Origin of the sequence: Kitasatospora sp. NPDC057738 (assembly GCF_042798815.1) — a bacterium.
In the GTDB taxonomy this organism is placed as follows: domain Bacteria; phylum Actinomycetota; class Actinomycetes; order Streptomycetales; family Streptomycetaceae; genus Kitasatospora; species Kitasatospora lactacystinica.
Genome location: NZ_JBHVJT010000038.1, coordinates 51177 through 76236, shown reverse-complemented (window position 1 = coordinate 76236; position 25060 = coordinate 51177). Strand labels below are relative to the sequence as shown.

Annotated in this window: 13 protein-coding genes and 3 pseudogenes; 5 read left to right on the top strand and 11 right to left on the bottom strand. The window is 67.5% G+C overall.

Annotated features, from left to right (window positions below; genetic code table 11):
• A pseudogene (locus tag ACFVGO_RS21450) lies at positions 1-610 on the top strand (hypothetical protein); the annotation flags it as partial.
• Between the two features lie 467 nt (positions 611-1077).
• A complete protein-coding gene (locus tag ACFVGO_RS21445; protein WP_380633409.1) occupies positions 1078-2256 on the top strand; it encodes a serine hydrolase domain-containing protein in 1179 nt (392 codons plus the stop codon).
• Positions 2257-2317: 61 nt separating this feature from the next.
• On the opposite strand, the gene ACFVGO_RS21440 is transcribed toward ACFVGO_RS21445, so the two are convergent.
• Complete coding sequence (locus ACFVGO_RS21440) at positions 2318-2521, bottom strand: response regulator transcription factor (RefSeq protein WP_380633407.1); 204 nt, start codon at positions 2519-2521, stop codon at positions 2318-2320.
• 158 nt (positions 2522-2679) lie between these two features.
• Here ACFVGO_RS21440 and ACFVGO_RS21435 point away from each other — a divergent pair, with 158 nt between their 5' ends.
• Genes ACFVGO_RS21435 through ACFVGO_RS21425 form a run of 3 tightly spaced genes read left to right on the top strand, consistent with a single transcriptional unit; the run spans position 2680 to position 3938 of the window.
• Positions 2680-2877 (top strand): MMPL family transporter, encoded by a 198-nt coding sequence (locus ACFVGO_RS21435; protein ID WP_380633433.1) that lies wholly within the window; start codon positions 2680-2682, stop codon positions 2875-2877.
• Between the two features lie 21 nt (positions 2878-2898).
• Positions 2899-3360, top strand: coding sequence for a hypothetical protein (locus ACFVGO_RS21430; protein ID WP_380633439.1), 462 nt, complete (start codon positions 2899-2901; stop codon positions 3358-3360).
• Positions 3357-3938: an MMPL family transporter gene (locus ACFVGO_RS21425; RefSeq protein ID WP_380633431.1), complete on the top strand. Its 582-nt coding sequence runs from the start codon at positions 3357-3359 to the stop codon at positions 3936-3938. The genes ACFVGO_RS21430 and ACFVGO_RS21425 overlap by 4 nt, the downstream gene beginning before the upstream one ends.
• Before the next feature lie 950 nt (positions 3939-4888).
• On the opposite strand, the gene ACFVGO_RS21420 is transcribed toward ACFVGO_RS21425, so the two are convergent.
• The 10 genes and pseudogenes from ACFVGO_RS21420 to ACFVGO_RS21375 all read right to left on the bottom strand — a co-directional run bounded on the left by ACFVGO_RS21420 (position 4889) and on the right by ACFVGO_RS21375 (position 24951).
• Positions 4889-5197: an immunity 53 family protein gene (locus tag ACFVGO_RS21420; RefSeq protein WP_380633405.1), complete on the bottom strand. Its 309-nt coding sequence runs from the start codon at positions 5195-5197 to the stop codon at positions 4889-4891.
• A 48-nt stretch (positions 5198-5245) separates the two neighbouring features.
• Positions 5246-6364: pseudogene (locus tag ACFVGO_RS21415) on the bottom strand (IS630 family transposase).
• A 659-nt stretch (positions 6365-7023) separates the two neighbouring features.
• Positions 7024-7386: a hypothetical protein gene (locus tag ACFVGO_RS21410; RefSeq protein ID WP_380633403.1), complete on the bottom strand. Its 363-nt coding sequence runs from the start codon at positions 7384-7386 to the stop codon at positions 7024-7026.
• A 62-nt stretch (positions 7387-7448) separates the two neighbouring features.
• Positions 7449-7673 (bottom strand): hypothetical protein, encoded by a 225-nt coding sequence (locus tag ACFVGO_RS21405; protein ID WP_380633437.1) that lies wholly within the window; start codon positions 7671-7673, stop codon positions 7449-7451.
• Between the two features lie 240 nt (positions 7674-7913).
• A pseudogene (locus ACFVGO_RS21400) lies at positions 7914-8100 on the bottom strand (transposase); the annotation flags it as partial.
• A gap of 259 nt (positions 8101-8359) precedes the next feature.
• Positions 8360-9613, bottom strand: coding sequence for an McrC family protein (locus tag ACFVGO_RS21395; protein ID WP_380633401.1), 1254 nt, complete (start codon positions 9611-9613; stop codon positions 8360-8362).
• A complete protein-coding gene (locus ACFVGO_RS21390; RefSeq protein WP_380633399.1) occupies positions 9613-11844 on the bottom strand; it encodes an AAA family ATPase in 2232 nt (743 codons plus the stop codon). Before ACFVGO_RS21390 ends, ACFVGO_RS21395 begins: the two co-directional genes overlap by 1 nt.
• 71 nt (positions 11845-11915) lie before the next feature.
• A complete protein-coding gene (locus tag ACFVGO_RS21385) occupies positions 11916-16478 on the bottom strand; it encodes an Eco57I restriction-modification methylase domain-containing protein (protein ID WP_380633397.1) in 4563 nt (1520 codons plus the stop codon).
• The gene (locus ACFVGO_RS21380) at positions 16475-19546 is read right to left on the bottom strand and encodes a helicase-related protein (RefSeq protein ID WP_380633395.1); all 3072 of its coding nucleotides are present in this window, start codon (positions 19544-19546) and stop codon (positions 16475-16477) included. The genes ACFVGO_RS21385 and ACFVGO_RS21380 overlap by 4 nt, the downstream gene beginning before the upstream one ends.
• Entirely contained in the window at positions 19543-24951 is a 5409-nt protein-coding gene (locus ACFVGO_RS21375; RefSeq protein ID WP_380633393.1) for a DEAD/DEAH box helicase, read from the bottom strand. The genes ACFVGO_RS21380 and ACFVGO_RS21375 overlap by 4 nt, the downstream gene beginning before the upstream one ends.
• Positions 24952-25060: the final 109 nt, after the last annotated feature.

Here is a 25060-nt window from a genome sequence, read left to right as displayed (position 1 = left end):
GACCAACACCGCCACCGCCCACGGAACCCCACCCAGCGGCCCACCCACCACCTCACCCCCCGCAACCGCCCGAATCACCGCGACCAGCACACCGGCGCTGACGATCGCCAAGTCGGTCTCCCCGACGACCGTCTCCACCGCGGGCCAGACCGTCACGTACTCCTACCTGGTCACCAACACCGGAAACGTCGACCTCACCAACATCGGAGTGACCGAGACCCAGTTCTCCGGCACCGGCACCTCCCCCACGGCGACCTGCCCGACCACCACCCTCACCCCCGGCGCCTCCACCACCTGCACCGCGACCTACACCGTCACCCAGGCGGACATCGACGCGGGCACCGTGACCAACACCGCCACCGCCCACGGAACCCCACCCAGCGGCCCACCCACCACCTCACCCCCCGCAACCGCCCGAATCACCGCGACCAGCACACCGGCACCCCTGCCGACGCAGCCCCCGAAGCACCCGAACGAGCTGCCGAACACGGGCACCGAAGAGCTGCTCTACGCGACCGGCGCGACCCTGTTGGTCGGCCTCGGCACACTGGCCCTGGTCTCCGCCCGTGCCACCCGCCGCCTCCCGAGGCCTCGCTCCGGCAGGCAGTAGGCCGGCCGCACGCCGACCCACGGAACCAGCCCGGGCAGCCCGGTGCCGGCCAAGGGGCCGCAGGTTCACATCCCGTCGTCCTGACCAGCTCTTCGCAGGCCGGAGGCCGTTCCCGCCCGATGGCGGGAACGGCCTCCTTCATACCTCCGACCTGCGAAAACGCCGGTCGGGACGACAGGATGTGAACCTGCGACCCCTTGCCCCCAGCGGCAAGTCCGGAGACGGCGAGCAGGGCGCGGGGCTTCCGGATGGTGCCAGCCGACCGGCACGTGCTCCGGCCCGCGGGCGTGGCGGGTGGTCCTGTCCCCGCCCCGGGCCAGGAGCACGGTCCTGCCCAGGGGGCGTCTCCCGGAGCCGGCTCCCAGGTTCGGTCTCGTCCTGGGTGCGGACGAACTCCCCCGCCTCTGAATGGTCCTCTTGACCAAGGCCGGAAATCACCGGAACGGTCCATCCAGAGGGGTTCCTCCGTGTACGAGCACACACCGCACAGCCGCGTCCAGCGTTCCCGCCGGGGCGGCCGGAACCGGGCGGTGGCGGCCGTGACCGCCGTGGCCGCCGGTGTCATGGCGGCCGGGGCGCTGGCACCGAGCGCGGCGTTCGCGGGCGGCAAGCCGGACGGCGTCCAGCAGAGCATGAACGCGCTGGTGAAGGACGACGGCCTGCCCGCCGCACTGGCCTCCGTGAAGGGCCGCGACGGCCGCACCCGCACCTACACCGCCGGCGTCGGCAACGTCGCCACCGGGGCCAAGCCCCCCGTCGACGGGCAGGTACGCGCCGGCAGCAACACCAAGACCTTCACCGCCGTCGTCATCCTGCAACTCGTCGCCGAAGGAAAGGTCGGCCCGGACTCCCCCGTCGACACCTACCTCCCCGGCCTGCTGCGCGGCGACGGCATCGACGGACGCCACATCACCGTCCGCCAGCTGCTCCAGCACACCAGCGGCCTGCCCGACTACCTGGAAGCCCCGGCCCTCTCGGACGAAACCGCCCTGCAGTTCCGCTACTTCGAGCCCCGCGACCTCCTCGACGGCGCCCTCGCCCAGAAGGCCCGCTTCCCCTCGGGAACCAGCTGGGAGTACAGCAACACCAACTACCTGGTCGCCGGACTGATCATCCAGAAGGTCACCGGACGGCCCGTCGGCGAGGAGATCACCAAGCGCGTCATCGACCGCATCGGCCTGCGCCACACCTACTTCCCCACCCCCGGCGACACCACCATCCACGAGGCCCACCCCAAGGGCTACGTCCGCAGCTCGCCGGACGCGCCCCCGGTCGACTACACCGACATGGACTCCTCGATCGCCTGGGCGGCCGGGGCGATCGTCTCCACCAACACCGACCTCAACTCGTTCTTCACCGCGCTCCTCGGCGGCCGGCTCCTGCCCCCGGCGCAGCTCGCCGAGATGCGCACCACCGTCCCCGCCGAACTCCTGGGCCCGGGGGTCCGCTACGGTCTGGGCCTGCAGAGCAAGCCGCTCTCCTGCGGCGGCCTGGCCTGGGGCCACGGTGGCACCGCCCGCGGCTACCGGTCCCGCGGCGGCGTCACCGACGACGGCCGCGCCGCCAGCATCACGGTCACCACCGTCCCGCTCGAGGACGGCGTGCAGCACATGGCGGCCGCCCTGGACGCGGCCCTCTGCCGCTGACCCACCCCTCGCCCTCCGCGCGCGCGGGGGGCCGGACACCGGACGGCCTCGTAGGCCGCGATCAACGCTGGCCACGGTCCCGGACACGCAGCTTGGCGAAGATGCTGGTGATGTGGTTCTTGACCGTGGAGACGCTGATGCCCGTCGCCGAAGCGATCTCGACGTTGTCGAGGCCGGTGGCCAGCAGATGCCACACCTCGACCTCGCGGGGCGTCAGCTCACCCAGGCCGGACACCGAGGACGGCACCGGCGCCGTCGTGGGCACCGCCCTGCTCACTGGCATCAAGCTCGACCCGTCCGTACCGAGCCTGATCGGCGTGGCGCTGCTGGGCATCGGCATCGACTACTTCCTGTTCCTGATGTTCGCTTCCGCGAACAGCTGCCGGCCACCCCGAACGCCACCACCGTGCCACCGCCGCCGAGATCAGCCGCAAGGCCGGCACCGCGATCACCTCGGCCGCGCTCACCATCGTCGCCGCCTTCGCCACCCTCGGGGTCGCCGGCTTCGGACAGTTCCGGGTGCTCGGCCCGGCCCTCGCGGTCTCGGTCCTGGTCATGCTGCTCGCCGGCCTCACCCTGATGCCCGCCGCACTCGCGGCCTGCGGACGCGCACTGTTCTGACCCTCACGCGTCCTCAAGACCGTGCCCTGCGACGGCGCCGCCGCCCGCTTCACCGACCTGGTGTCCCGCCGGCCCGCGGTCATGGTCCTCGCCTCGCTCGCCCTCCTGACCGCCCTGGCCGGCGGGCCCGCCGGGATCAGGATGGACTACGGCCTGGGCGGCGGACCGCGCACCACCTCCCGGACCACCGCCGCCGAGATCTCCCGCGCCCTGCCCGCCGGCGTGGCGGACCCGACCAGCGTCCACGTCGAAACCAAGGGCGCCGGCCCGCTCTCCCCCGGCGCGCTGGACGGCCTCGGCCAGAGCCTCACCCGGGTCACCGACATCGGCCAGGTCGCCAAGCCGGTCCTGAGCGAGGACCGGCAGGCCGCCAGGATCGACCTGTTCCTCACCGCGGACTCGCAGTCCCAGCAGGCCCGCGACCTGCTCTCCGGACCGATCCGCGCCGCCCCGCCGTCGCCCAGAACACGCCGGCCGGCCTGAGCGCGCACGTCGGCGGAACCCCCGCCGTCTTCGCCGACGTCTCCACCACCGTCGACCGCGACCTGCGGCTGGTCTTCCCGGTGGCGGCCGCACTCATCGGAGTGATCCTCCTCCTGCTGCGCAGCCTGCTCGCACCGGTGGTCCTGATGCTCTCGGTCGGCCTCGGCTTCGCGGCCACCCTCGGCGCGGCAGCCCTGCTGTTCCAGCACGCGATGGGCAAGCCGGGCGTCGACTTCACCCTGCCCCTGGTCCTGTTCCTGTTCGTGGTCGCGCTCGGCACCGACTACAACATCCTGATCAGCGACCGGATCCGGGAGGAGATGGAACACCCCGGTCCGCCCCGGTCCGCCGTCGCACGCGCCCTCCGGCACACCGCCCCGGCCATCGCGCACACCGCCCCGGCCATCGCGACCGCGGGCCTCGTCCTGGCCGGCTCCTTCGCCGGCCTCGCCGTGACCCCGCAGCCCTCGACCCAGCAGATCGGCTTCGCGACCGCGCTCGGCATCCTGCTCTCCGCGTTCCTGCTCTCCATCGTCCTGGTGCCCGCCCTGGCCGCGCTCCTCGGCCGCAGCCTGTGATGGCCCCTGCGCCCCGGACGCCCCACCGGGCGCAGGCGGACACCTTCCCCCACCCATATGCACCGCACGACGAAATGAGCGCGAACTCGTCCTCGCCCCCCGGTGACACCACTGACCCCAACCACCACGGCCCCGGCGGAACCACCGCGCGGGAAGACCGTACAACCGCCGGACACTGCCCTCGCCGGGCGGTGTCCGGCGGTTCATGGCGTGCGCAGCGCCCTCAGCCCCCCTCAGGACCGCACCCACCACCGGTGGCCCTGGCTGTCCTGCCCCGCACCCTGCCAGGGGCCGAACACCAGGACGCCATCGAAGAGTTCAACACAACCCTTGACGGCCACCCGACCGAACTGACCACCGCACCGCCCCGCCTGAAGGACCCGGCGGCAGCTGCCGCCGGGTCCTTCAGGGTCGCCGAGGGTCCGGGTCCACACACCCGTCGGCAGCGCCGTGGCACTGTGGCGCGGCGCCCCGGAGAACGCGGCTGGCCGGCACCGGATCGAATGGACTGTCAACGAGGACATACTTTGGGACCGCAACACGCGGCTGGCCGAGCTCGCCGAACCGCGGGTGCGCGAGAAGGCCGACCGGGTCGTCCCGCGAGGACGACTCCACCCCCGGGAGCTCCCCCCAGTCGAACTGGATCTCCTCGCCCGCCGCAACCTCAAGGCCCTGCTCGCCGAGCACCTGAACATCGATGCCCTGATCGGACTGCGCAAGGTCCCTCCCGACCGGCAGGCCGGCGACCTCGTGCAGGCGCGAACGCAGGGTCGCCTCAGCGGGTTGAGGCGCCCCCCCGGCCACCAGCTGCGGCCCCCGACTGGTCCCTGGCAAGATCGCAGAACAGCGGCGCCGCGGCCGCCCACCACCTGCCACACCATAAACAAAAGGCCGCTAGTGCTCTGACCGCATACGTTCGCCGGGTTGGGGCGCTCGGGCTGCGTGAGCGCTCAGGGAGCGTTCACGGTCGCCCAGGAGCGGAACAGTGTGAGGGCCTCGGTGAGGTTGCCTGGGCCGCACCTAGCGTGAAAGATCTTCTCGGACGTCCACACCCACACCCAGTCGTGCGTGCTGCGGTTGACGTCCTGCCGGGGGTACTCGCATTCCTCCAAGTCCGTCTCCTCCAAGTCAATGGTGACGGTCCAACCGGGATTGTCGAGCGTTTCGATCTTCACGCCCCACTCGTGCTCCCAGTCCTCGTTGCACTGGTCGGCGTACCAGTCCTGCAGCCAGTCAAGGACGTGCTCCGAATCGGTCATGGCAAGGGATGCTAATGCTGCGACCGCATGGATCGCCCAGTTGCTTGATCAGGCGGCGATGGCAGGTCTGCCGCCCCAACGCAGGCCCTTCTCGCTGCGGATACGGGCGCGTTCGCGGCGTTGGGCTTCCAGGACGTCAGGGTGGCGGGCATTGGCGTTGCGCCAGCGCAGGTATGCGTACAGAGCGCGGGTCTGGACCGGGTGGTTCGGGTGATTCGAGTTGGCCAGAGTGAACTGCCGCAGCGGTCCGAAGTGCGCCTCGATCGGGTTCGCCCAGGAGGTGTTGGTCGGGGTGAAGCAGAGGTGGACGTTGTTGTTCCTCGCCCAGCGCAGGATCTTCTTGCCGTTATGGGCGGAGAGGTTGTCCAGGATCACCTAGACCGGGGCGCCGTCCGGGCGGGCGGCCCGGATCGACTTGAGCGCGGCGAGTGTGTTCGTGGCGCCCTTGCGGCGGCGGTTGACGCCCCACAAGGTGTCGTCACCGATCGAGTAGCAGCCGTGGAAGTACGTGACGCCGTGGGTCCGCTTGTAGGTCGCCGGGAGCCGGTTGGGCCGGCCCTGCTCGGCCCAACAGGTGCCCGCGGTGGGGCGGATGCCGAGCGGGCCGAACTCGTCGAACGCGAACGTCCGGTCGGGGAAGCGGTCCAGGACGCGCTCGATCCGGTCGAGTTTGGCGTCGTACTCGGGGTCGGTGGACTCCTTCCACGTCTTGGTGCGTTGGAAGGTGACGCCGCGTCGGGCAAGCAGGCAGCGCAGGGCCTCGCGGCCGATGCGGATCACCCGGCCGTGGACCTTGCGCAGGTAGGCGAGCAGTTTGCGGATGGACCAGCGGGTGAAGGGCTGCCCGAACTTGGTCGGGCGGGTGGTGGCCGTCTGGACGACGAAGTCCTCGTCGTCAGGACTGAGCAGGCGGGGACGGCCTCCCGCCCACTGAGGGTCCAGGCAGGCCAGGCCGATCTCGTTGAACCGGTGGATCACATCGCGCACCGTGTCCTCATCGGCCTGGACCAGCTTCGCGATCACCGGAACTCGGTTTCCTCCGGCCGAGGCCAGCAGCATCATCGCCCGCCGGTAGCGCACCGAGCTGGTGCTGCCCCGGCGCACGATCCGCTGTAACTGCTGGCCCTCCTGGTCGGTGAACCTCCGAACTCTGACTGGCTCCGCCACCGCACCTCCCCGTCGGATCGGATGTCGGCCCACATCCAACCGGTTCAGGCGTCGTCACCGCCAACCCGGCGAACGTTGCCGGTCAGAGCACTAGCCTGGGATTTCTCCCAGCCAACGGCCCTCCGACATCACTGTCGGGACGACAGGATTTGAACCTGCGACCCATTGACCCCCAGTCAAGGGGTTCAACCATTGTCGATAGCCAAGACCTCAAGATCCCGACTTCTTTGTTGCTCAACTACCATGAGGTACAGGTGAGTTGGAGACTATCAGCAGAAGTGGCGCCACAGATTACTGACCGTGGCTCAGTGTTTACTTCGCACACAAGTGTCCGTTTTCGCCCATCAGCGTTCATGGGCACCCATCGGGCGTGGTCCCAAAGTGGTCCCAGGGCCAGCGACCCCGCCGCAGCTACTGTCGGTGACCGCGATCTGTCGATCCTTCAGCAAGCACCGCCGTGCGGTCCCGACAGCCGCTGCGTCGACGACGCCGGCCGGCCTGCGGCACTGGTTCCCGCGAGCGGATCACGGCCGCTTACCCACCGACTACGGATCGTGATCTTCCGGATGGTGTGTCGTCTTGAGCGTGTCTTCGCCGTCTGGTTCTGAGTACTTCGCGCACCGCCCCGTACGCCCTGTCGCCACGTCCGACACTGCAAGTCACTCTTGCCCCAGAGCCACCATCCAGTCCGAGAGAAGGGGAAGCTCATGGGACACCGTGCGCAGCGTGGCCAGGTCTACCGGCGGTGTGGCTGTAGGGACGGGAACATGAAGCAGCTGGGGCCATGGTGCCTGCGGCTGATCGGAGACATGAAGCGCGGGACGTGGACGTACACCGTCGATCTCACGAAGAAGGAAGGCCGATGTCGAGTCTGTGGTCGCGCCCCTTGGCCTGGTGTATTTGTCGCATGCCAACGGTCCTGCGTTAAAGGCAAATTCATCGCGGGCTGGGTAGATTTGCTCCATGCCGCCCTCGGGCAGGCTGGGGAAGGCGATCAATTCTTCGTCCACCTCGAAGAGCACGAGGTGACCAGCCGTAGAAGTGAGCCGTCGTTGGTGCAGACTGGGCGACGTCTGTGCGGCGTTTAATCTCGCGGCTGATCCGCTCCAGCAGGTCGGTGGACTGGATCTTCTTCCATTGTCCTTCCAGTGAGGCCGCGAAGGCGGGTCAGGCCGTCCTTGGCTTCCAGCCGCATCTGGCTGACCTTGGGAAACTGCTCGCCGAGCATGTCGGCCACGGTGTCGAGCTGGGTGCGGACCCCGGCTTCGGCGGGTTGGGCGAAGATCGTACGGATGATCGCAGTGCCCATCTCGCCTGCTCCTTCGGGATGATCGCGAAGGAGTTACGGAGGATGCGAACACGGCAGCGCTGGTAGCCGGCGCCGAGCATGACCTTGCGGACCGCCTTGACCAGGCCGCTGGTGGTCTGCGATGACCAAGCGGACCTCGGAAAAGCCCGCTCGCGCAGGGAGCACAGGAACTCGGCCGCAGGCGAAGCGGATGTCGCCCAGGGACCTGTCTCGGAACGCGGTGAGCTGTTCGTCCAGGTCCGCGCAGATCCTGGAGACCTTGCTCTTGGAGGTGCCGGTGTCCGCGCCCAGGGCTCTGGCCAGGTCGTCGACCGGGCAGGTGGACACCCCGAGTACGTACGCTCGCGTAGAGCGCCTGGTCAATGCGGCACAAGCGTTCGAGTAAACTGGGGAAGAAGCTGCCGCTGCGCCCCTTGGGGGTGGCCAGTTCCAGGTCACCGGCCTACGTGGTCAGGGTCCTATCCCGGTGGCCGTTGCATCAGGTCGTGCAGGCCTCGGTGCCGATCCGCGCGCGCCGCTCCGGCCTCGACAAGATCTCCCATCACAAGGGCCAGGGTTGATGACTGCTGGCCACCGCGCCGAAGTCCTCGCCCGGCAGTGCCCCGAGAATGAGGCCCCGCCACCGATCCGGGCGTCGCAGCCCTACCCAGTTCGATCCGGGGGAGCCAAGACGAGCCGGGGCGATCTCAATCACCCGCCGCCCATGATGGGAGTCCGCGGCGAACTGAATCAGCAATAGCCGCGATGTGAAGCTGCAGCTTCACATGTGGAGCAGCGAGGTCCAGCCTATGTCGGTGGATGAGGATGCGACCCCCAGGGACGGGAATCTCGACGGTGTCCGGGCGGCCCCCAACATAGACGAGATGCCCCTCAGTCAGATCAAGCCGGAGACAGTACGCGAGCATCTGGTACAGGTCGTCGCGGCTTCGGTCTTGCTTGTACTTGGCGTCCACGACCGCCACAGGGCGCGGTGGGCCATCAGGCGAGCGGCGGTAGTGGACGAGGTCGGGCTTGAGCAGGTGGCCGCGACGTGCGTCCAGGTGACGACTCGTGTCGGGTGTCTGGCTGAAGGCGTGGCGGTGGTCCTGGTCAAGGGCGGCGCCGACGGCCTTGCCGACGAATTCCTCATAGATCATCCACATCCGTAGCAGGAGTCCGTCAACGAGCAGGTCACATCCGTCGTCGAACTCGTACGAGGCACCTCGCAGGACCAGGTCGGACAGTGCCAGGGCCTGCGAGTAGCGGCTATTGAGGCGGTTAGCGCTCCACAGAGGCAGCGGGCGGCCGGGTTGCGCGGGATGGACGCCGTCGAGCCGGGTGGCCAGAGCACGCAGTCTGGTTCGCTGCGCGGGGGTGAGGTCGGGGAGGCGCAGCAGGTGGTGGACAGCACCGAGGAGGATCCGGTTCTCGGGGACATCGGCCGTGTATTCGTCGTATTCGACCTCGAAGGGCACCGGACGGCCGGGGCGCCTGCGTAGCTGTTCAGTGATGAGAAGCCGACCGCGAGCGACCGGTGAGCTGTCGCGGACCTCCCGATATCCATTCAACGGGCCCTGCAGAAGCGCACGTTCGGCGGCCGAGCAGAGTGCGTGCGCGATGGCCGGCAGCAGGTCGTCCCGCTCGGTGGCGTCCACGGGTTCCGGCCGCCACTCGATGCCGCGAGCCGCGTACTGGAGTAGAAAGAGCAAGCGGTCGATCCTGACCTTGGGCAGTATCCGCAGCTGCACAGCGTCAGCGCCGTAACCGCGTCGCACGGCGCCGATGACGTTCTTGGGTCGAATCTCCCACGCTCCGTTCCGGTTCGGTCGCAGGTCAACGAGCTCAGATTCGGCGAGCACGGATGCCTGGGCGGAGGTGAGATTGTGCGCGGACCAGGCATCTCCTTCTCGAAGGGAGACGACAGTACCGGGATTCCTGTGGATACGGACCGGTGCGGCCATCAGGCGTCGTCGGCGGATGGGTTGAGGCCGATGCGCTTGAGCAGGACGTGCAGACCGTAGGTGGATTCGATATCGGTGTGGTCGCCCCAGTGGTACTCAGCGAGGAGCGGAAGGATCTGGGTGCGCCAGACCAGTTCCAAGCCTCGGGAATTGCGGTGGATCGCATCATCCATGAAGTAGGACGGGCCGATGCGGAAGTCCCGGTCGGTACCGCGTGATTCGGCAATGGCCTCGTTGAGGGCAGTCAGCAGCCGGGCTGCGGTGTCGGGATGCTCTCGGCGCGTCGACCAGGTCGCGAGCAGATCGTGCGCGGGACCTTCGTCGGGGTGGAGTTCCAAGAAAGAGAACCGGCGTCGCATGGCGCCGTCCATCAGAGCGATGCTCCGATCGGCGCTGTTCATGGTGCCGAGGATCACCAGATTCGGCGGCAGGCGAAAGTTACGGCTGCCGTCGGCGCCGTACATCAGCCGCACGGAGCGGTCGCGGTAGTCGAGGAGGAAGTACAGCTCGCCAAAAACCTTCGCGAGGTTGCCGCGGTTCATCTCGTCGATGATCAGGACAAAGACCTGGGCAGGATGCTTGAGTGCCGCGTCCGCGAGGCGGCGCAGCGGGCCACGAACGAGTTCGAAGCCGAGGTGGTCACCAGCCACGGCCTGTTGTGTGGCAGCGCCGGAACGAGGGTGGTCGTCGGCGGTGGGCAGCAGGCGGGGTCGAATCCCCTCGAAGAAGTCCTCGTAGGAGTAGGCCGGGTGGAACTGGACGAGTTGGGTGTTCTCGGGCCTGCCCCCGGTAAGGTGCTTCGCGAGCTCCTGAACTAGATGGGTCTTGCCGGTGCCCGGCGGACCGAAGAACACCAACTGCGGCTTGCGGCGTAGGAGCTCGATACAGTCCTGCAGCCAGTCACGGCGCAGCATGAGCTCGTGTGCCAGTTCCTCAGTGATGTTGGGGAGTTCTGCGGGAGTCTCCGCCGCTTCAGCGCGTTGGGGGTCGCCGGGCTCGCCAAGTAGGCGTTGGAGGTCCGCGGTGAATTCGCTGAGTTCGATGACATCGATGTTCGGGTCGTCGAGCAGATCGATAAGCCGCGTGGGGAGATCGGCGAAGAAGGCTGCCGGGTCGTCAAGGTTGTGCCAGGCCACTGGTCGCTGAACCCAGGTCGACGGGGTCTCCTGCTCGGACTCCTTCCCGTGCCATCGCGCCGGCCCCTGGACCACACCGACGTAGACCTTGGTCGCGTCGTTACACAGCACAATGTCGTCCTCGGCCATGACGGTCAGGAAGTCGTGGAACTGCTGGGTGAGCGAGTTCAGCTCCGCGGTGCCCCGGCCGGGAAGAGCCGAGGCGATCGCCGCCCGTACAGCACCGAGAGCGGGACGTGACGGCAGCGGCTTGATGCCCTGGGTCGGCAGGGAACAGATGTTGTGGTGCCGCCAGTGGGATCGGATGAGACTCGCGCCGGTGGCGTCGGTGCCGCGGATCATCCATGCGCGACGCGGCACCAGCCCGCTCTCACGCTCGGCTTCGGTGTCCAGCAGCTGTCCGGCGCCTCTGACCGCCTCGAGCTCCGCACGCGGGAGACGGGCCGGGACAAGGGCACGGATCCGGTCCTGGCTGGAATGCGCTTCGTCGAACAAGCCGTCCGTCTGGAGCAGCATGCGCCATTCGTCGCGATCCTGCTGGCTCATGCCGAAGGTGCCGGCGGGGATGGAAGCGTCCTCACCGAGCACCCGGTGCCAACCGGAGGGGCGCTCGGTCTGAAGCCAGCCGGCCAGCCTACGATCATCGAGACCGTACAGGGCCGCGAAGTCGGACAGAGCGGCCCAACGATCGTCCGGGATCAGGTCAAGAAGTCGCCCGGCCTTGTCGAAATCCTCCCGGTGCCGCTGCCAGTAGTCGTCGGCGTTGAGGGCCGCGCGGTAGAACTCGTCGGGGCTCTTGTGCTCGTCGAGAGCCTCCACACCAAGGCCGGTCAGCTTCCACCCCTGACTGCCACCCCGACGCAACCAACCGGCCTTGACCATGACGGCGGCGGACCGCCCGCAACCGAGCTCAAAGCTGGTGCGATAGCCCTCGATCGCGGCCTCCCACTGCTGCACCAGCTCTGGGAGCGAGTCGCGAACGAGCGGCCACAGTTTCTCTGGCGCGAGGCCGTCGGGGTAGTCCCTCAGGAGCGTGGCGGCACGGTGGAGCGCGCGTCCCGTGATCTCAGTGACCGTGGGGGTGGTGGTCGACAAGCTGTACAGCCTTTCTGCGATGGCCGAGTGATTGCCGTCGGGTCAGGAGCCCATTTTGCCTTGACTGGGTGTCAGCCCCAAAGGCCGAGCTGCTCGTCGCCCCCGATCTCGTCCAAGCCGAAGAGGGCGCCATCAGCAGGCTCGTCAGTGGTGAAAGCAGCGGGAACGGACGAGACCGAGGGATTGGCAGGCTCGGTGCGGTGCGCGCGCGTGAGGGGCACCGAGCCCACAGGGTGGCGCGGACCGTTGCCGGGCGGCGGGGTGAGGGCCGGGTCGGTGTAGAGCTTGCCCGCAGTGGCGCAGTCAGCCATGGCCGCGTAGACCCGGTGGATGTGGTCCCTGGTCTTCTTGAAGAGCTCGGGAGACCTGTTCCTGAAGGCGCGGAAGCTATCGAGAATCAGGTCAAGGTCTTCGCTCTGGATTCCGTAGAGGTGGAAGTAGGCGGCATCGAGCTCAGCACGGATCAGAAAGCGGCGGTCCTCGTCCCAGATGAACGGACCACCAGTGTCGCCGAGGTAACGAGCGAAGGGTGCCATGTCGTAGCCCGTGTAGGTCAACTCCACGACACGGTCGCGGATCCAGGAGTCGAGCGGGACGCCGGCGAGCCACGGCGCGGAATCTTCATACGTGGACGGCGGCAGGACGGGGAGCTGTTCCACAATGAAGTAGCTGAGTGAGGCACCTGAGTACTTCTGCCTTGCGGCATAGTCCAAGACCCTACTGTTCAGGTTGGCGATCAGCAGCTCCGGCCGCTCCTTCGAAAGAAGCACCGGTAGCTTGTGCCCGATAGCGGCACGCGGGAGAACCGCAGCAATCACCGTACGCTCGTCGGACGCCCTACAGATGTCCCGCCAGCCCATCACCCAGTCGTGCGTCCAGCCGGGCTTCTTCTTCTTGGCGTTGGCAGCGAGTTCAGCATCCACCGCTTCCTCGGACACCCAGTAGCGCGGCAGCGGCAGCCGGGAGGGGTCCCCATGGTCCTGAGTGGTCAGACGGGGAAGGGTGCCCTTGTTGATCTGCGCCTGGGTGGCGCCTTCGTAGGTGGCGAAGCGGGAGTCGAACTGGTGGACGTGCTTCCCCTCGTAAAGGGGCAGAAAGCGGTCTTCGCCCTTGCTGTAGACGGAACTGGTCCGCTTCCAGCCGTCCCTCGACAGCCGTTCAGAGGAGCGGAACTTCTTGGAGTCCGTGGACATGTCGAACATGCGCAGCGGGAAGAGCCCCCACTCGTTGATCTCCCTCGGGCTACGTTCCCACAGCACAGGCACCCGCTCGTGGATGCCCCTGAGCACCCGGGCATGCTCCGGGCTCTCACAGACGGGGGACGTCCTGGTGTTGGGGTTGATCGCCCGGAAGCCCTCAGCATCGAGCCTGAACTCCCGGTCGTCCAGCTGGTCCGGGCGCCTGGCCTGGAACGCGAGACGCACGCTCTTGAGCGGTCGAAGGGGCCGCCCAGCGATGAACAGGCAGAAGCGGTAGCGGTTGGTGACCGCCGGGAACAGTTTCTCCTCGTTCTCCATGTCCAGGACCGCGGTGAGCCTCCCCTGCTCGACCAAAGTCGAGAAGAACTCCGCCGTCGTCATGTCGGTCGCGACTCCCGTGGGGACCACGAGTCCCGACATGCCCTCCGGCGCGAGCAGCGTCTGCGCCTGCTCCGCGAATACCGCGTAGAGGTTCACGTCTCCGCGTCCAGCTAGCGGGAAGAGCCCCGAGACCCTGAGCATCCGGGTGGTTCCGGCAGCCTCGCGCTTGGCGGTCTCCCACTGCCCGAACAGCTGACGGTCGGCGCCGTCCTCGCTCTCGGACAGCGCGTTGATCAGTCTGGTCCGCGCCGCCGTGTTGGGGGCATCGGCGACCTCCTCGTCCCGGGCGGCGAACCACTCCTTCTGCTGGATCTTCACCCGATCCCAGGGAGGGTTGCCAAGCACCGCGTCGAAACCGCCCTGCCAGCCGGTGGCGGGGTTCTGGTCCTTCGCCCTGTCGTCTTCGACGCGGAACACCCGAGGAAATTCCAGGTGCCAATGGAAGAACTGGTTGCGGCCTGCCAGCGCTTCCAGCTCCTCCTCGCCTGCACGCTCGCGCTCCCGGATCTCCAGGACGGTTTCGGGGTAACCGCGTTCGGCGATCTCCTGCGCACTCGGCGGAGGCAGGCCGGGCAGCATGCCCTTGCGTTCGATGTCCCGGAGGGTGGCGCTCGTGATGGCCGGCGGAGCGGCCGGGTGCTTACGCCAGAGGAAGGCCGCACACCACGCGTCAGCCAGCCGCTTGGCAAGCGTCAGTTCCTGATCTGCGGCGAACTTACGATAGCTGCGTGCCTGTTCACGGACCTGCGCAAGGGTACGACCTGGCAACTTGGCCAACCGGTCGGCCTTGACTCGAAGCTCGGCCGTGCCGACTCTGACCAGCGGATCGAGCAGTGCCTCCTGGACGTCGCCGCGGTTGGACGGACGCTCCTTCTTGTTCGCGGCCTTGAGGTCCCTCAGCGTCCGCGCGTCATCCCCGGCCAGGGCCTCGAAGGCACCATCCGGCAGGCCGAGTGCCAGACGCGTCGGGGTGGCTCCGAGCAGGCCGTTGCCGACCTTGATCCGATCGTCCAGGTAGGCCAGCGGCTCTCCGGGGACCAGCGTCTCAAGCCAGAGCGACACCTTGGCGAGCTCTGCCGCGAGCGGGTTGATGTCCACGCCGTGGATGCAGTTCCGAACGACCTTCCCCATCGCCTCGCGCACCTTGGCAGGAGTCGGCTCGTCAAAACCGGTCTCCATCTCCACGTATCGGCGGGCGATTCGGCGTGCGGCGGCAACCAGGACGTGGCCGGAACCACAAGCAGGATCGACCAGCTTGATCCTGAGCAGATCATCGGGGACGCCACGCTGCGCAAACCGGTCGATGACGGGGTCGAGCGCGTTGTCCAGGAGCTTCTCGATGACGGAGGTGGGCGTGTAGTAGGAACCAGTGCCCTTACGCTTGTTCCCAGCGAGGTTCTGAAGCCAGAACTCGCCGCTCTGCGAGCTGTAGCGCGGGATCAGCTCCAGAAGTGACTCGTAGATGCTGCCGAGCTCCTCGGAGTCCAGGTGCCGATAGTCGACCCGCTGCACGCGCCCATCGGCGCCGACGGTCCAGGTCAGCAGGTGGACGGCTCGCAGGAGGTACTCGTTGGTCAGGACACTGCTTCGCAGTGGCTCGTCGCCACCGAGCAGGCGGGTCAGAAGACCTGCCTGAATGAGTCCCTTACGTGAGCGATCGTCGTCCTCGACGCCCTCCTGGCGAAAGTACAGGCCGCCCAGCTCGGGGAGGGCCAGCTCGGGGCAGCCGCCCTCGGTGCCGAGCCGGTCAAGAACAAATGTGAGACCCGGCCAGAGGTCGGTGTTCCGGTCACCCGCCCGGCGCCCGGCGATCCGGCGCAGCCGGGAGGTGGAGAAGTAGTTCTCATAGTTCTTCCTGGCCAGTCGCATGGCCTTCGTCTCGCGGCTATCGAGGAGAGCATCCCGATCCTCGGCAACGCACAGGAAGATGAACTGATAGATCAGGCGCAGGAGTTCGTGATGGAACTCGTCGAGTGCGGGTCGGCCGTGCTCAGCCAGGGCGGCGGTGAGGTGCCGGTTGGACCGAAGGAATCCGGTGCCGAGTGCGGCGATGGCCTTCTCCACCTGACTACGCAGGCGATCACGGGCACGCGTGCCAGTCTCCAAAGCGTGGGTGCGCCACCACTCCATCCGGCAGTCTGCCGGCGTCAAGGGCAGACCAGAGCTGGCCGCCGGGACCTCGCGCTCCTCCGACTCGCCGTCCGCCTCTCCCAGCTCGAACTCGCCGTCCGCTTCCTCGTCTTCGTCAGCGTCCTCGTCTTCGCCCGTCTCGGCATCCTCAGCCCCCGGGGCCGCCAGGAGGTCGACTCCGGTCGTCGCGTCTGCGGCCTTCCCCCCGCGGCGTTTCTTCTCCGGCTTGGCGACGAGTTCGAAGCGCGAGGCGTGCAACAGAGCGAACAACAGGACGAAGTCCGCGTAGAGCTCCTCCTCGAAGATCTCTTCAAGGTCGAACTCGACATACGCGGCGCCGACCAGCGCGGTGGAGTCCCGGAGCAGCCGCAGGACCTTTCCGTTCGAGAGCAGGCCCCAGAGGTGCCGATCCGAGGAGTTGAGGAAATCCTGGAGCAGGGACTGCGGCGCGCGCTTGGCTCCGGCGATGCCGCGATCCAGGTCAGTGTCCCAGGCCAGCAGCTGCACCGGCAGGTGATCACCGTAGCGGTGACTGACCTCCCAGGTCTGGCCGGGACGGGCCTTCGCCGTGAGCTTCCCGGCGCGCGGCAGCATGCCATAGCCGAGGGCCTGGAAGAGCAGCAGCAACCAGTCATCCTGGACAGCTTGAGCGGACTGCTTCTTCAGTGGATGCACCACGAGGAGCTCGCGGAAGCTGCGGTAGGCGCTTTTCAGGACAGCCCACTGGGTGCTGGCGGCCTCGCCGAGGTTTCCGCGCGAGCCCAGCCAGTAATCCGCCGGACGAGCGCCGGGGAGTTCCGGGCTGCCCGAGGCCACCTGGATGAGCAGCTCACTGGAGAGCAATCCCTGCTCGATATGGACCGCGGTGAACTTCGCGGACTCCGCCGTACGTCGGCCGGTGCCGAGGGGGGTGTGGTCGCTCACCGGGCTCCTCCGCCGGGCTGGACAGGCAGGTAGACGTAAACACCGAGGATGTCGGGATTACCGGTGGAGGACACGTCGATGCGGCGTACCACGGCGGCTCCACGCTCCCTGTTGCGCTGACCGCTGGCCTCGCGCACCCGCATATGAGCATCGCGCAGCTGCTCGGCGAAGCTGCGCCCGTGCTGCCTGAGGTCAGGCTTGAGATGATTCAAGGCCTCAAGAGCCCAGGCCACTTGGGATCGACGAAGGCCTTGAAGAACGTTGCCGTCCGGGCGGGCGGCAAGCAGCTGGGCAGCCCGCGCGTCAGTGAGCCACATTCCGCCGTCCGGATCTCCGTCCTCTTCTTCGGCTGGCTGCCAAGCGAGCAGCCGGGCGTCCTCGGCCACTCGTTCCAGGGTCTCGGGGCGTCGTCCGCCGCCGGTTCCACGAGGAGCGGGCTGGGAACGGTCGGGCAGTGTGAGGCGGAAGCGAAACCTGGCCAGGAACAGGATCGTCCGGGTGTCGACAGCCGTTGTGCGGATCACTCCGAGACGCCGACCCGGCCGATCTTGCTCGCGAACGGTCGGGTCCAGGGCGGAGTCGAGCACATAGCGAGCGATCGCCCGTACTGCCGGATCGGTACGCACGAGCGCCTGCTCGCCCGGTCCGACCGGCAGATCCGGGCGGAATACCAAAACAGGGTCAGCAAGGGTCTTGGCTCGACCGCCGCCCCGCTTGATCCTGACGGTGTCGGCACCGGCCGCCAATTCCTGGTCTGCCGCGTCGAAGACGCCGAGGGTGTGGCGCAATCCCAGCGGCAGGGCCTGGGTGCCGGCCGTGAAGCCCGCACTCGCAGAGTCCGCCCGGATGGCCGAACCGAGAGCCCCGAGCGCCTCGCGGGCGAAGGTCACGATGTCCGAAGGCTCCCCCAGGTCCTGCTTGAGGGCATCGAGCTCAGCCTGGACGTCGTCCGGGCGCAGACCTGCCTGGGCGTGCTTGGTGAAGGTCTTTGCTTGGCGGGCTGCGGCGCTCTCCCACTCCTGGTGGGTGCGGTCACGGGCGGCACCGAGTTCGAGATCGTCGCCGAGATCCAGCGCGAGCTGCTCGGCCGAGGACTGGCCACGCAGGATCAAGCTCTCACTCAACGCCTTGAGCACGCTCTCTCCACCGTCGGGGATGGCCACCCGAACGCCGGTGCGGCGGGCAATGTCGTGGTATTTACGGATCAGCACGTCCAGGACCACGCCATCGATACCGGTGCCCTGGTCGAAAAGGGTCACGGCGCGAACGTTCTTCCGCCGCTGCCCGAAGCGGTCGACGCGCCCCTCCCGCTGCTCGTGGCGGGTGGGATTCCAGGACAGGTCGTAGTGGATCACCGCACCGAAGTGCTGCTGGAGGTTCACGCCTTCGGAGAGGCAGTCGGTGGCGACGAGTACATGCCGCCCGGGAAGGGCACCCAGTGCCTCGATCCGGGCCCGCCGTTCCTCAGGAGGCAGTTCACCTGTCACACAGGCGACATGAATGCTCTGCTTCAGCTCCTCGGCCAGCCGGTCTGCCACGTACCGCGCCGTAGGGATGAATTGACAGAACACGATCGGGTCGTAGCCGTCGGCCAGGCTGGTGGTCACCTCGGTGATCAGCGTCCGCAGCTTTGCATCGTGCTCGGTGCCCTGGTCTGCCAGGGCCTGGGCACGCTGGGCGAAGGCCGCGAGGGTGGGATCGAGGGGTTCGGTCTCTGACCTCGCCGAGTCCTCCTGCGGTGCCTCAACCGGCAACAGAGTGCCCGGGACGACGTCGATGCCCTCGCTGGTCTCCTCCCCCGTGATCTCCAGAACGGCGACCCTGCCAATGGCGTCGGCCTCCTGAACAGTCGTGGCCGCGGCAACGCCGGCCCGAGTGCTAAGGGTCGCAACCGCCGCCGCCGGGGAGGAAAGCACGCAGCGTAGCAACGTGAGCAGCGCCCACCAGCTCATGCGGCGGCGCAAGCTCCCGTCCGAGCCCCGGACGTCCTCGCGGGCGTAGCCGAGGATGTCGGTGATGAGCTGGGCGTACCGCTGGTCGAGGAGGTACGGCGCCGGGCGCAGCTTGCGGTCGCCCGGGAAGGGGGTCTCCTGCCCGTGGAAGCGCATGATGTCGGCTCGTCGGCGCTGCACGAAGTGCTCGGCCAGCAGGTTGGTGTACTCCCTGCTCTCCCGGGGCAGGCCTCCGTCCTTCACCGGCGCGAGCCTGGGGTCGAGCAGGGCGGTCAGTTTGTCGAAGGCTCCGGCGTCACCGCTGTGCGGGGTGGCGCTCACCAGGATCAGATGCCGGTTCGGATCGGCTGCCAGCTCCTGCAGCACCTTGTAGCGCTGCTGGTGCCCGACCCCAACGCCGACACTGGAGTGGACCTCGTCGACGATGAGCAGGTCAGGGCAGCGGTCGATGAAACGTTGCAAGCGTTCGGGCTGCTTGATGAAGTCGGTGGAGACAATGGTGACGGGATAACGGTCGAAGATGCTTTCGTCCGCCGTATCCACGCCCTTCTGCAACCGGGCCGCCGTCGAGGGAAGCACAGTCTCGGCCTCGATGCCGAACTTTTCCGACAGCTCGCGCTGCCACTGGTCGGCCAGGGCTGGCGAGCACAGTACGGTCAGGCCCCGGGCAGCTCCCTCGTCCAGGAGCTCCTTGGCGATGAGAGCTGCTTCGACCGTCTTGCCGACTCCGACGTCGTCCCCGATGAGAAGCCGGGTAACCGGCATCTTCAGCGCCATCATCAGCGGCACCAGCTGATACTGGCGAGGCTGCACGGCCAGCGCCGCCAGACTGCGGAAGGGGCCCGGGCCGGCCGGGGCGGACACCCTCAGCGCGGTACGCAGCAGGCCGGCGGCGGAGAAGTCGCCAATCTCGTCCTGGGCGAGGGCCGGGTCAGGAAAGCTTGCGTCCTGGATCTCATGGGGGAACAGCGCGGTGACGAATTCCAGGTCCCCGTCGAGGGGCCGGGCGACGACGAGCCCGCCGGCCTTCTTGGGGAGGACGACCCAGTCACGGCCACGGGCGGAGACGATGCTACCCGGGGCACGATCCAGTCCCGCGTCAGCGTGCGTGGTCATCGCGCTGCCCTGCCGGTACCGAAGACCTCGGGGTACTCGCTCACCATCTGCTCCCATGTCTCGGTTGTGATCTCGCCCGCTTCGCCCGAGGCTTCGGCCGGGACCCTTATGACCAGCCAGCCGCGGTTGGCAAGGCGGGTCTCCGCCGCTTTGTCACGGCCGCCTGCCTCATGCGAGGAGGCGGTCACGTGGGGGCCGCCCACGAAGATCGCGACATCTGCGCCTGGCAGATGGTAGATGAAATCGGGCATCGCTCGGGCTGAGGGAACTTCGGCGTTGGTCGAGTGCGGCATCCGGTAGCCGCGCTCGCGTAGCCATGCGACGAACTGCCGGGCCTCGGGGACCGGTGACATCTCGGCCAGGGCCTCGGCCCTCGCGCCAATGCTCTGGACAGTCGACTGGCCGGCCAGCACCGCCGCGCCCGCATCGGAGGTCGGTGACTGCTCCCGCACGGCGTGGATCATGTCCAGCAACAGCGAGACCACGGTCTTGCGGTCGATCTGTAGATGGTGCGCCTGGTTGGCGTAAGAGAGGAGGCAGTCGTAGCAGCCTCGCTCACAGCGCTCCCGGGCTCCCGCAGCCTGGCCGCGGTCTTCCCCAGTGTCCGGATCGATGTGGATGATCTCCAGAGCGGCGCGTGCGACGTCAGCGAGAGCCTGGTCGTCGTCGCGAAGGTGCCGTAGAACTCCGGCTCCGCCCTCCGCTCCCTCGACGAAGAGCATGCGGGCGCGCCCCTCACGGTCCGGCAGGTCCTCACTGGAGAGTTCGGAGTCCTCCAACTGGTAGTGCGCCTCGATCCCGCGTTCCAGGGCATACCGCAGGGTCACCGCAGTCATCCGCTGCAGAATCTCGTCGCCGCTGAGCGGCTGCTCAAGGCGGAAGACCGCGATGTTCTTGCGGTCCTCGACATAGGGCACGACCTGGACCGGTCGGACAGCGTTCGCGAGAGGAGCCAACCCCTCTTCCTCAGCGGCGAGTTCAACGCCTCGTTTGGCGGCCTGGCCGTCGCCGAGCCACTGGCCACGGACGGGGTCGAGCCAGAACCCGTAGTCGCCCGGGTGCTGCCGCCGCCTGCGGCCGAGGTTGACGATGCGGACCGTGGCGGTGTCTCCATAGGTCAACCGCGCGATCGGCGCTCCGGCACCCGTACCAGTGTTGCCCGGGCCCAGGAAGACCGTCTCGGTGAATGGCGTCCTGGCGCCACTGTCGTTGAACTGGTAGGAGGTGCGCAGCTCGAAGCCCGCCCTGATGCGCTCCTCTTCATCGGTCGAGATCCGGCGGACCGGGGTCGCCTTGACCGTGCTCAGATGCATCAGCCGCTGAAGGATCGCGGCGAGCGGCGCACCGCACTGCAGGCACCGGTCGGCTCCGGTCCTCCGATCGTGCCAGTAGCCGCAGGAGCCACAGATGCGGGCATCCGTCATAGCGACCTCGCCGCTCTTCTCTCCGACCGGGACCTGGATCTCGCTGACCTTGTAGCGCGATCCCTCGTGGTAGATCAGAGCTCCTGGGCCGAACTCGCTGATAGCGATGAAGCGCGGCCGCTGGATGTAGGAGCCCTGTCGCCGCTCACCCGGCAGATAGGCCGCAAGCGGCAAGCGAGGAAAAGAGTAACCGGGCAAGAAGCCCTCGGAGGCGAAGTAGCGGTAAGTGTAAAAGTCACTGAACGACGTCTCCTCGTCCTCGTTGCGCAGCAGCCGCAGCTGCTGCTCGGCTTCGGCACGACGAATCTGAGCCCGCCTGCGCGCCGCGGCGGTCGAGGAGACGTCACCGGCATACCGATGCTGCTCCTCACGCTCGGCGGTCGCCGCGCGGTAGAGCCTGCGCCAACGCTCACACGCCTCATCGAACGAGTCGCGGGCGGACCGGACCGTGTCCTCGATCCACCCCTCGTACCACCAGGCCGTCTTGAGGAGGGCCGGCCGCAGCGGCTCCAGCACCGTGCGGGTGTGCTCAATGGCGCGCTGGGCCGCGCCAGGGCTGTCGAGCAGCCCCCGCAGCTCATCGGTCACGGGCAGCGGCGGCTCGACTGCGAACTCGACCGGCTGGACATCAACTTGGAGGACCTGGGTCATCCGCTCACCCAGGTACACGCCGGTCTCGGCGAGCCAGATCGCCTGGACATGCGATCGCAGCAGGTCCTCATTGCAGAGGTCGAGCCTGGGCGGCTGGACCCGGCCCGAGACCATCAGCTCGGAACGGCGGAAGTAGTACTGATCATGGGCACTGCCGGTCGAACAGTACGTGGTGACCAGGGCCGGCTGACCGGAGCGGCCAGCCCGCCCCGAACGCTGGGCGTAGTTGGCGGGCGTGGGTGGGACGTTGCGCATCGCCACAGCGTTGAGAGTAGCGATGTCAACGCCGAGTTCCATCGTCGGCGAGCAGTAGAGCAGCTTCAGCTCTCCGCTGCGAAAGGCCAGCTCTCGCTCCTGCCGAATGTCCGCCTGCACCTGGGCGGTGTGCTCGCGTGCTTCCAGGCCCTGCAGATCACGGGCCGCGTCGCGGTAAAGGTCACGGAAGAATGGATTCACCTGGGCGCCAACAGTGCTGTCGGTCACCTTGCGAAGCGGGTCGGGTTCGGCATGCTCGCCGACGCCTGGCAGCCAGATCAGCGCCGAGGACTTCAGCTGGTAACCGACCACCGCGTCCTTGTCCTCATCGATCGCGCGGAGCAGCCCGTACCGTTCCAAGACCTCCAACAGGCAGCGGATCACCGCCTCGGCCTCCGCAACCGAGATGCGCTTGCCCTGACGTCCCGCGATGGCACCGAAGGCCCCCGGACGCCGCAGGAAGCGACCGTAGGCACCGAGCCCGCTGAGATAGAGCGCGTCCTTACCCTGGAAGCCGCTTCGGAAGCCGCCGGAGCCGGACGCGGCTGTTGTTTTAGGGGCGCGGCGGGCGAACGCCGCCTTGGAGGAGACCCGTGGCTCCCGCTCGGGCACAGACCAGATGCCAAGGAGGTTCTGCTGGGACTCCGCGAGGAGCCGCTCGTGTCCGTCCTTGGTCAGCAGCGGTTCGTCGACCGCCAGCGACCGGCGCAGCTCGTCCAACAGGATGCGAGCGATCTGCTCGCGGTGCGCAGGGGAATCCTGTGACAGCAGCGGATGGGTACCGTCCCAGCACTCCTGATCCCGGGCAATGTCTCCGAGGGAGAGGTAGTCGAAGAGCAGCAGACCAGTCTGGGAGAGGTTCGGCATGGTAAGGCGCCAACCACGTTCCAGGTCTGCGTAGATGCGGTACGCCAGGGCCTTGCGCAGCGTGCCCAGCACCTCGTCGCGCTGATGGAACTTCACCTCGGGATGCCTGGCGAAGGCGACCATCGGCAGGTCCAGCGCCTGCTCGACCGCCTGGGGCAATGCGCTGTGCCGCAGTCCGTTCCCTCCGGACTCCCGGTCTGCGTCCAGCGCCCGGTACAGCGCTCCCCGGATCTGGGTGACCTGGGCAAAATCGTTGAAGTGCCCGGCTTGGAGGCTGGCGTCCTGGCGGTTGTCAACGAAGGTAAGCAGCTTGCGGGCGTCATCCTTCAGCGGTTCCGCACGTAGGGAACGGATGACGCTGGCACTAATCAATGACACCGCGGAGCTGCGCCCCTCAGCCGCGAAGGTGGCCAGTTTGGCGAAGTCATTGACCTTCAACTGCTCGTAGGAAACGCCGCATCGCAGGCAGAACCGGAAAGGGGCGGCTATGTACCAGCAGGCCATGCCTTCCCCGGGCGTGGTCAGCCGCCCATCAGGATTGACCCAGACCTTCTTTGGGAGATCATGCTTTCGGGCATCCACCAGCGTACGGTTGCCCGTGCCGTCCGTCTCGACCCACGTGCTGGGCAGGCGATCGGCCACGCCCGGGATGTCACCTCTCGCATCCCAGTGTTCTGGCCAGGCCGGCTCGTCGCACAAGTAGAGGTATCCGTCATCCGACCGCCCGGGCCCCTCGGGATCCTGGCGGGCCAGGAGTCGCTGCTCGTCGGCCGTGACACGCGAGACTACGAGGTAGTCGAGGCCGCACTCGCGGCAGAACGCAAGCGGGATCAGCGGGTGGTCTCGGCGGTGCGGTACGGATACCTGGTATTGGCTGGTGAGGTAGCGTGCTGTACGCGGTTCCAGGCTCGCATATACGGTGTCGCCTTTGGACAGGAACTGGTGCAGCCGGAAGGCGAACAGCGGGCGCAAGGTCTGCGGATGACGAGCGGCCGCGCCGGCGCGCAGCATCGTCTGGATCGCGATCTGGCACTCTTCCACCGAAACGCTGCAGTCCTGTCCGAGCTCGTCAGCCGCGTCGGAGACCCTCGTGGGAAGGCGTCGGACCAGCCGCTTCTGGGCCTCGTCGTAGTACAGACCGAAGGCGTCCTCGATCCAGCACGCCAGAGGGTCCTCAGCCAGGGCAAAGTAGTCCCCCGGAAGCTTTCCGGCAACGGCCCGCCGGACGGCCCTCGTGAGGGCGGCCTTGCCGATCGACGGCCCAGTAACAGTCGGGTCCGTCGCCCGCTCCAGCGTTTCACCGATGACCCGCTCCGGTCGCACCACAACCCCGAAGAGGCTGCTCGCGACCTTGGCGACCTCCTCCTGCACCTCCTCGAATGTAGCCCCCGTGGCCATGGTGGCGGAGGTCCCAATGCACTGAAGGCTAGGGGCATCACAAGCGTCACGCAGGCGGCGCACAAGCAGAGCGACATCCGCACCCTGCCGACCGCGATACGTGTGCAACTCGTCGAGCACCAGGAACTTCAACCCACGCGCGGCGCCGATCAGCTCGCGCCGTTCGTCGGGCCTGGTGAGCAGGTACTCCAGCATGACGTAGTTGGTCAGCAGGATGTCTGGCTTCTTATCCAGGACGGACTGCTTGTCGCCCTTCTTCTCCTGCCCGGTGTAGCGAGCGAAGGTGACCTTGCGCTCGCTCGGCTCGACGCCCTTTTCCAGGTATGTCTCCAGCTCGTGCAGCTGGCTGTTGGCCAAAGCGTTCATGGGGTAGACCACGATCGCCGAGATGCTGCCCGGATTAGGGTTACGCAGGACTTCATTGACGATGGGCACGATGTAGCTCAGACTCTTACCGGAGCCAGTGCCTGTCGTCAGAACGTAGGAGTCCCCAGACTTCGCAGCATCGAGTGCCTGCCGCTGGTGCTGGTGGAGCGTGAGAGAGCGCGCATTCTCGTCGCTCTCACGCTTCTTATCTCGGAAGTACAGCCCGCACGGGGGCTCGAGCTCCTTGTCCTCTACCAGCTGCGCGACCGTGCCACCTTGGCGGAAGTTGGGGTTGAGGGACACCCACGGCTCCGGCCAGCGCGCCTTTGCCTCGCGCTCGTCTTCCAGGTGCTGGCGGATGCCCGGATCGCTGATCTGGACGAGAGCTCGGGTGAACTCGTCGTAGTCCTTGATCAGCTTTCGATGCACCTCAAAGACGTCCATCGCGAAGCAATCCCCCCTCTGGGTCGTGCGGCTACCGTGACACCTGCGAGCACTAGCGCCACTGTGCTCCCACAACCCATCTTATGTGCCACGATCCACTCCCCGGTCG

Excerpts from the sequence above, each read along its gene's own strand:
- ACFVGO_RS21380 (WP_380633395.1), bottom strand. The coding sequence starts at position 19,546 with ATGACCACGCACGCTGACGCGGGACTGGATCGTGCCCCGGGTAGCATC.
- ACFVGO_RS21420 (WP_380633405.1), bottom strand. The coding sequence starts at position 5,197 with ATGACCGATTCGGAGCACGTCCTTGACTGGCTGCAGGACTGGTACGCC.
- ACFVGO_RS21395 (WP_380633401.1), bottom strand. The coding sequence starts at position 9,613 with ATGGCCGCACCGGTCCGTATCCACAGGAATCCCGGTACTGTCGTCTCC.
- ACFVGO_RS21405 (WP_380633437.1), bottom strand. The coding sequence starts at position 7,673 with ATGGGCACTGCGATCATCCGTACGATCTTCGCCCAACCCGCCGAAGCC.
- ACFVGO_RS21375 (WP_380633393.1), bottom strand. The coding sequence starts at position 24,951 with ATGGACGTCTTTGAGGTGCATCGAAAGCTGATCAAGGACTACGACGAG.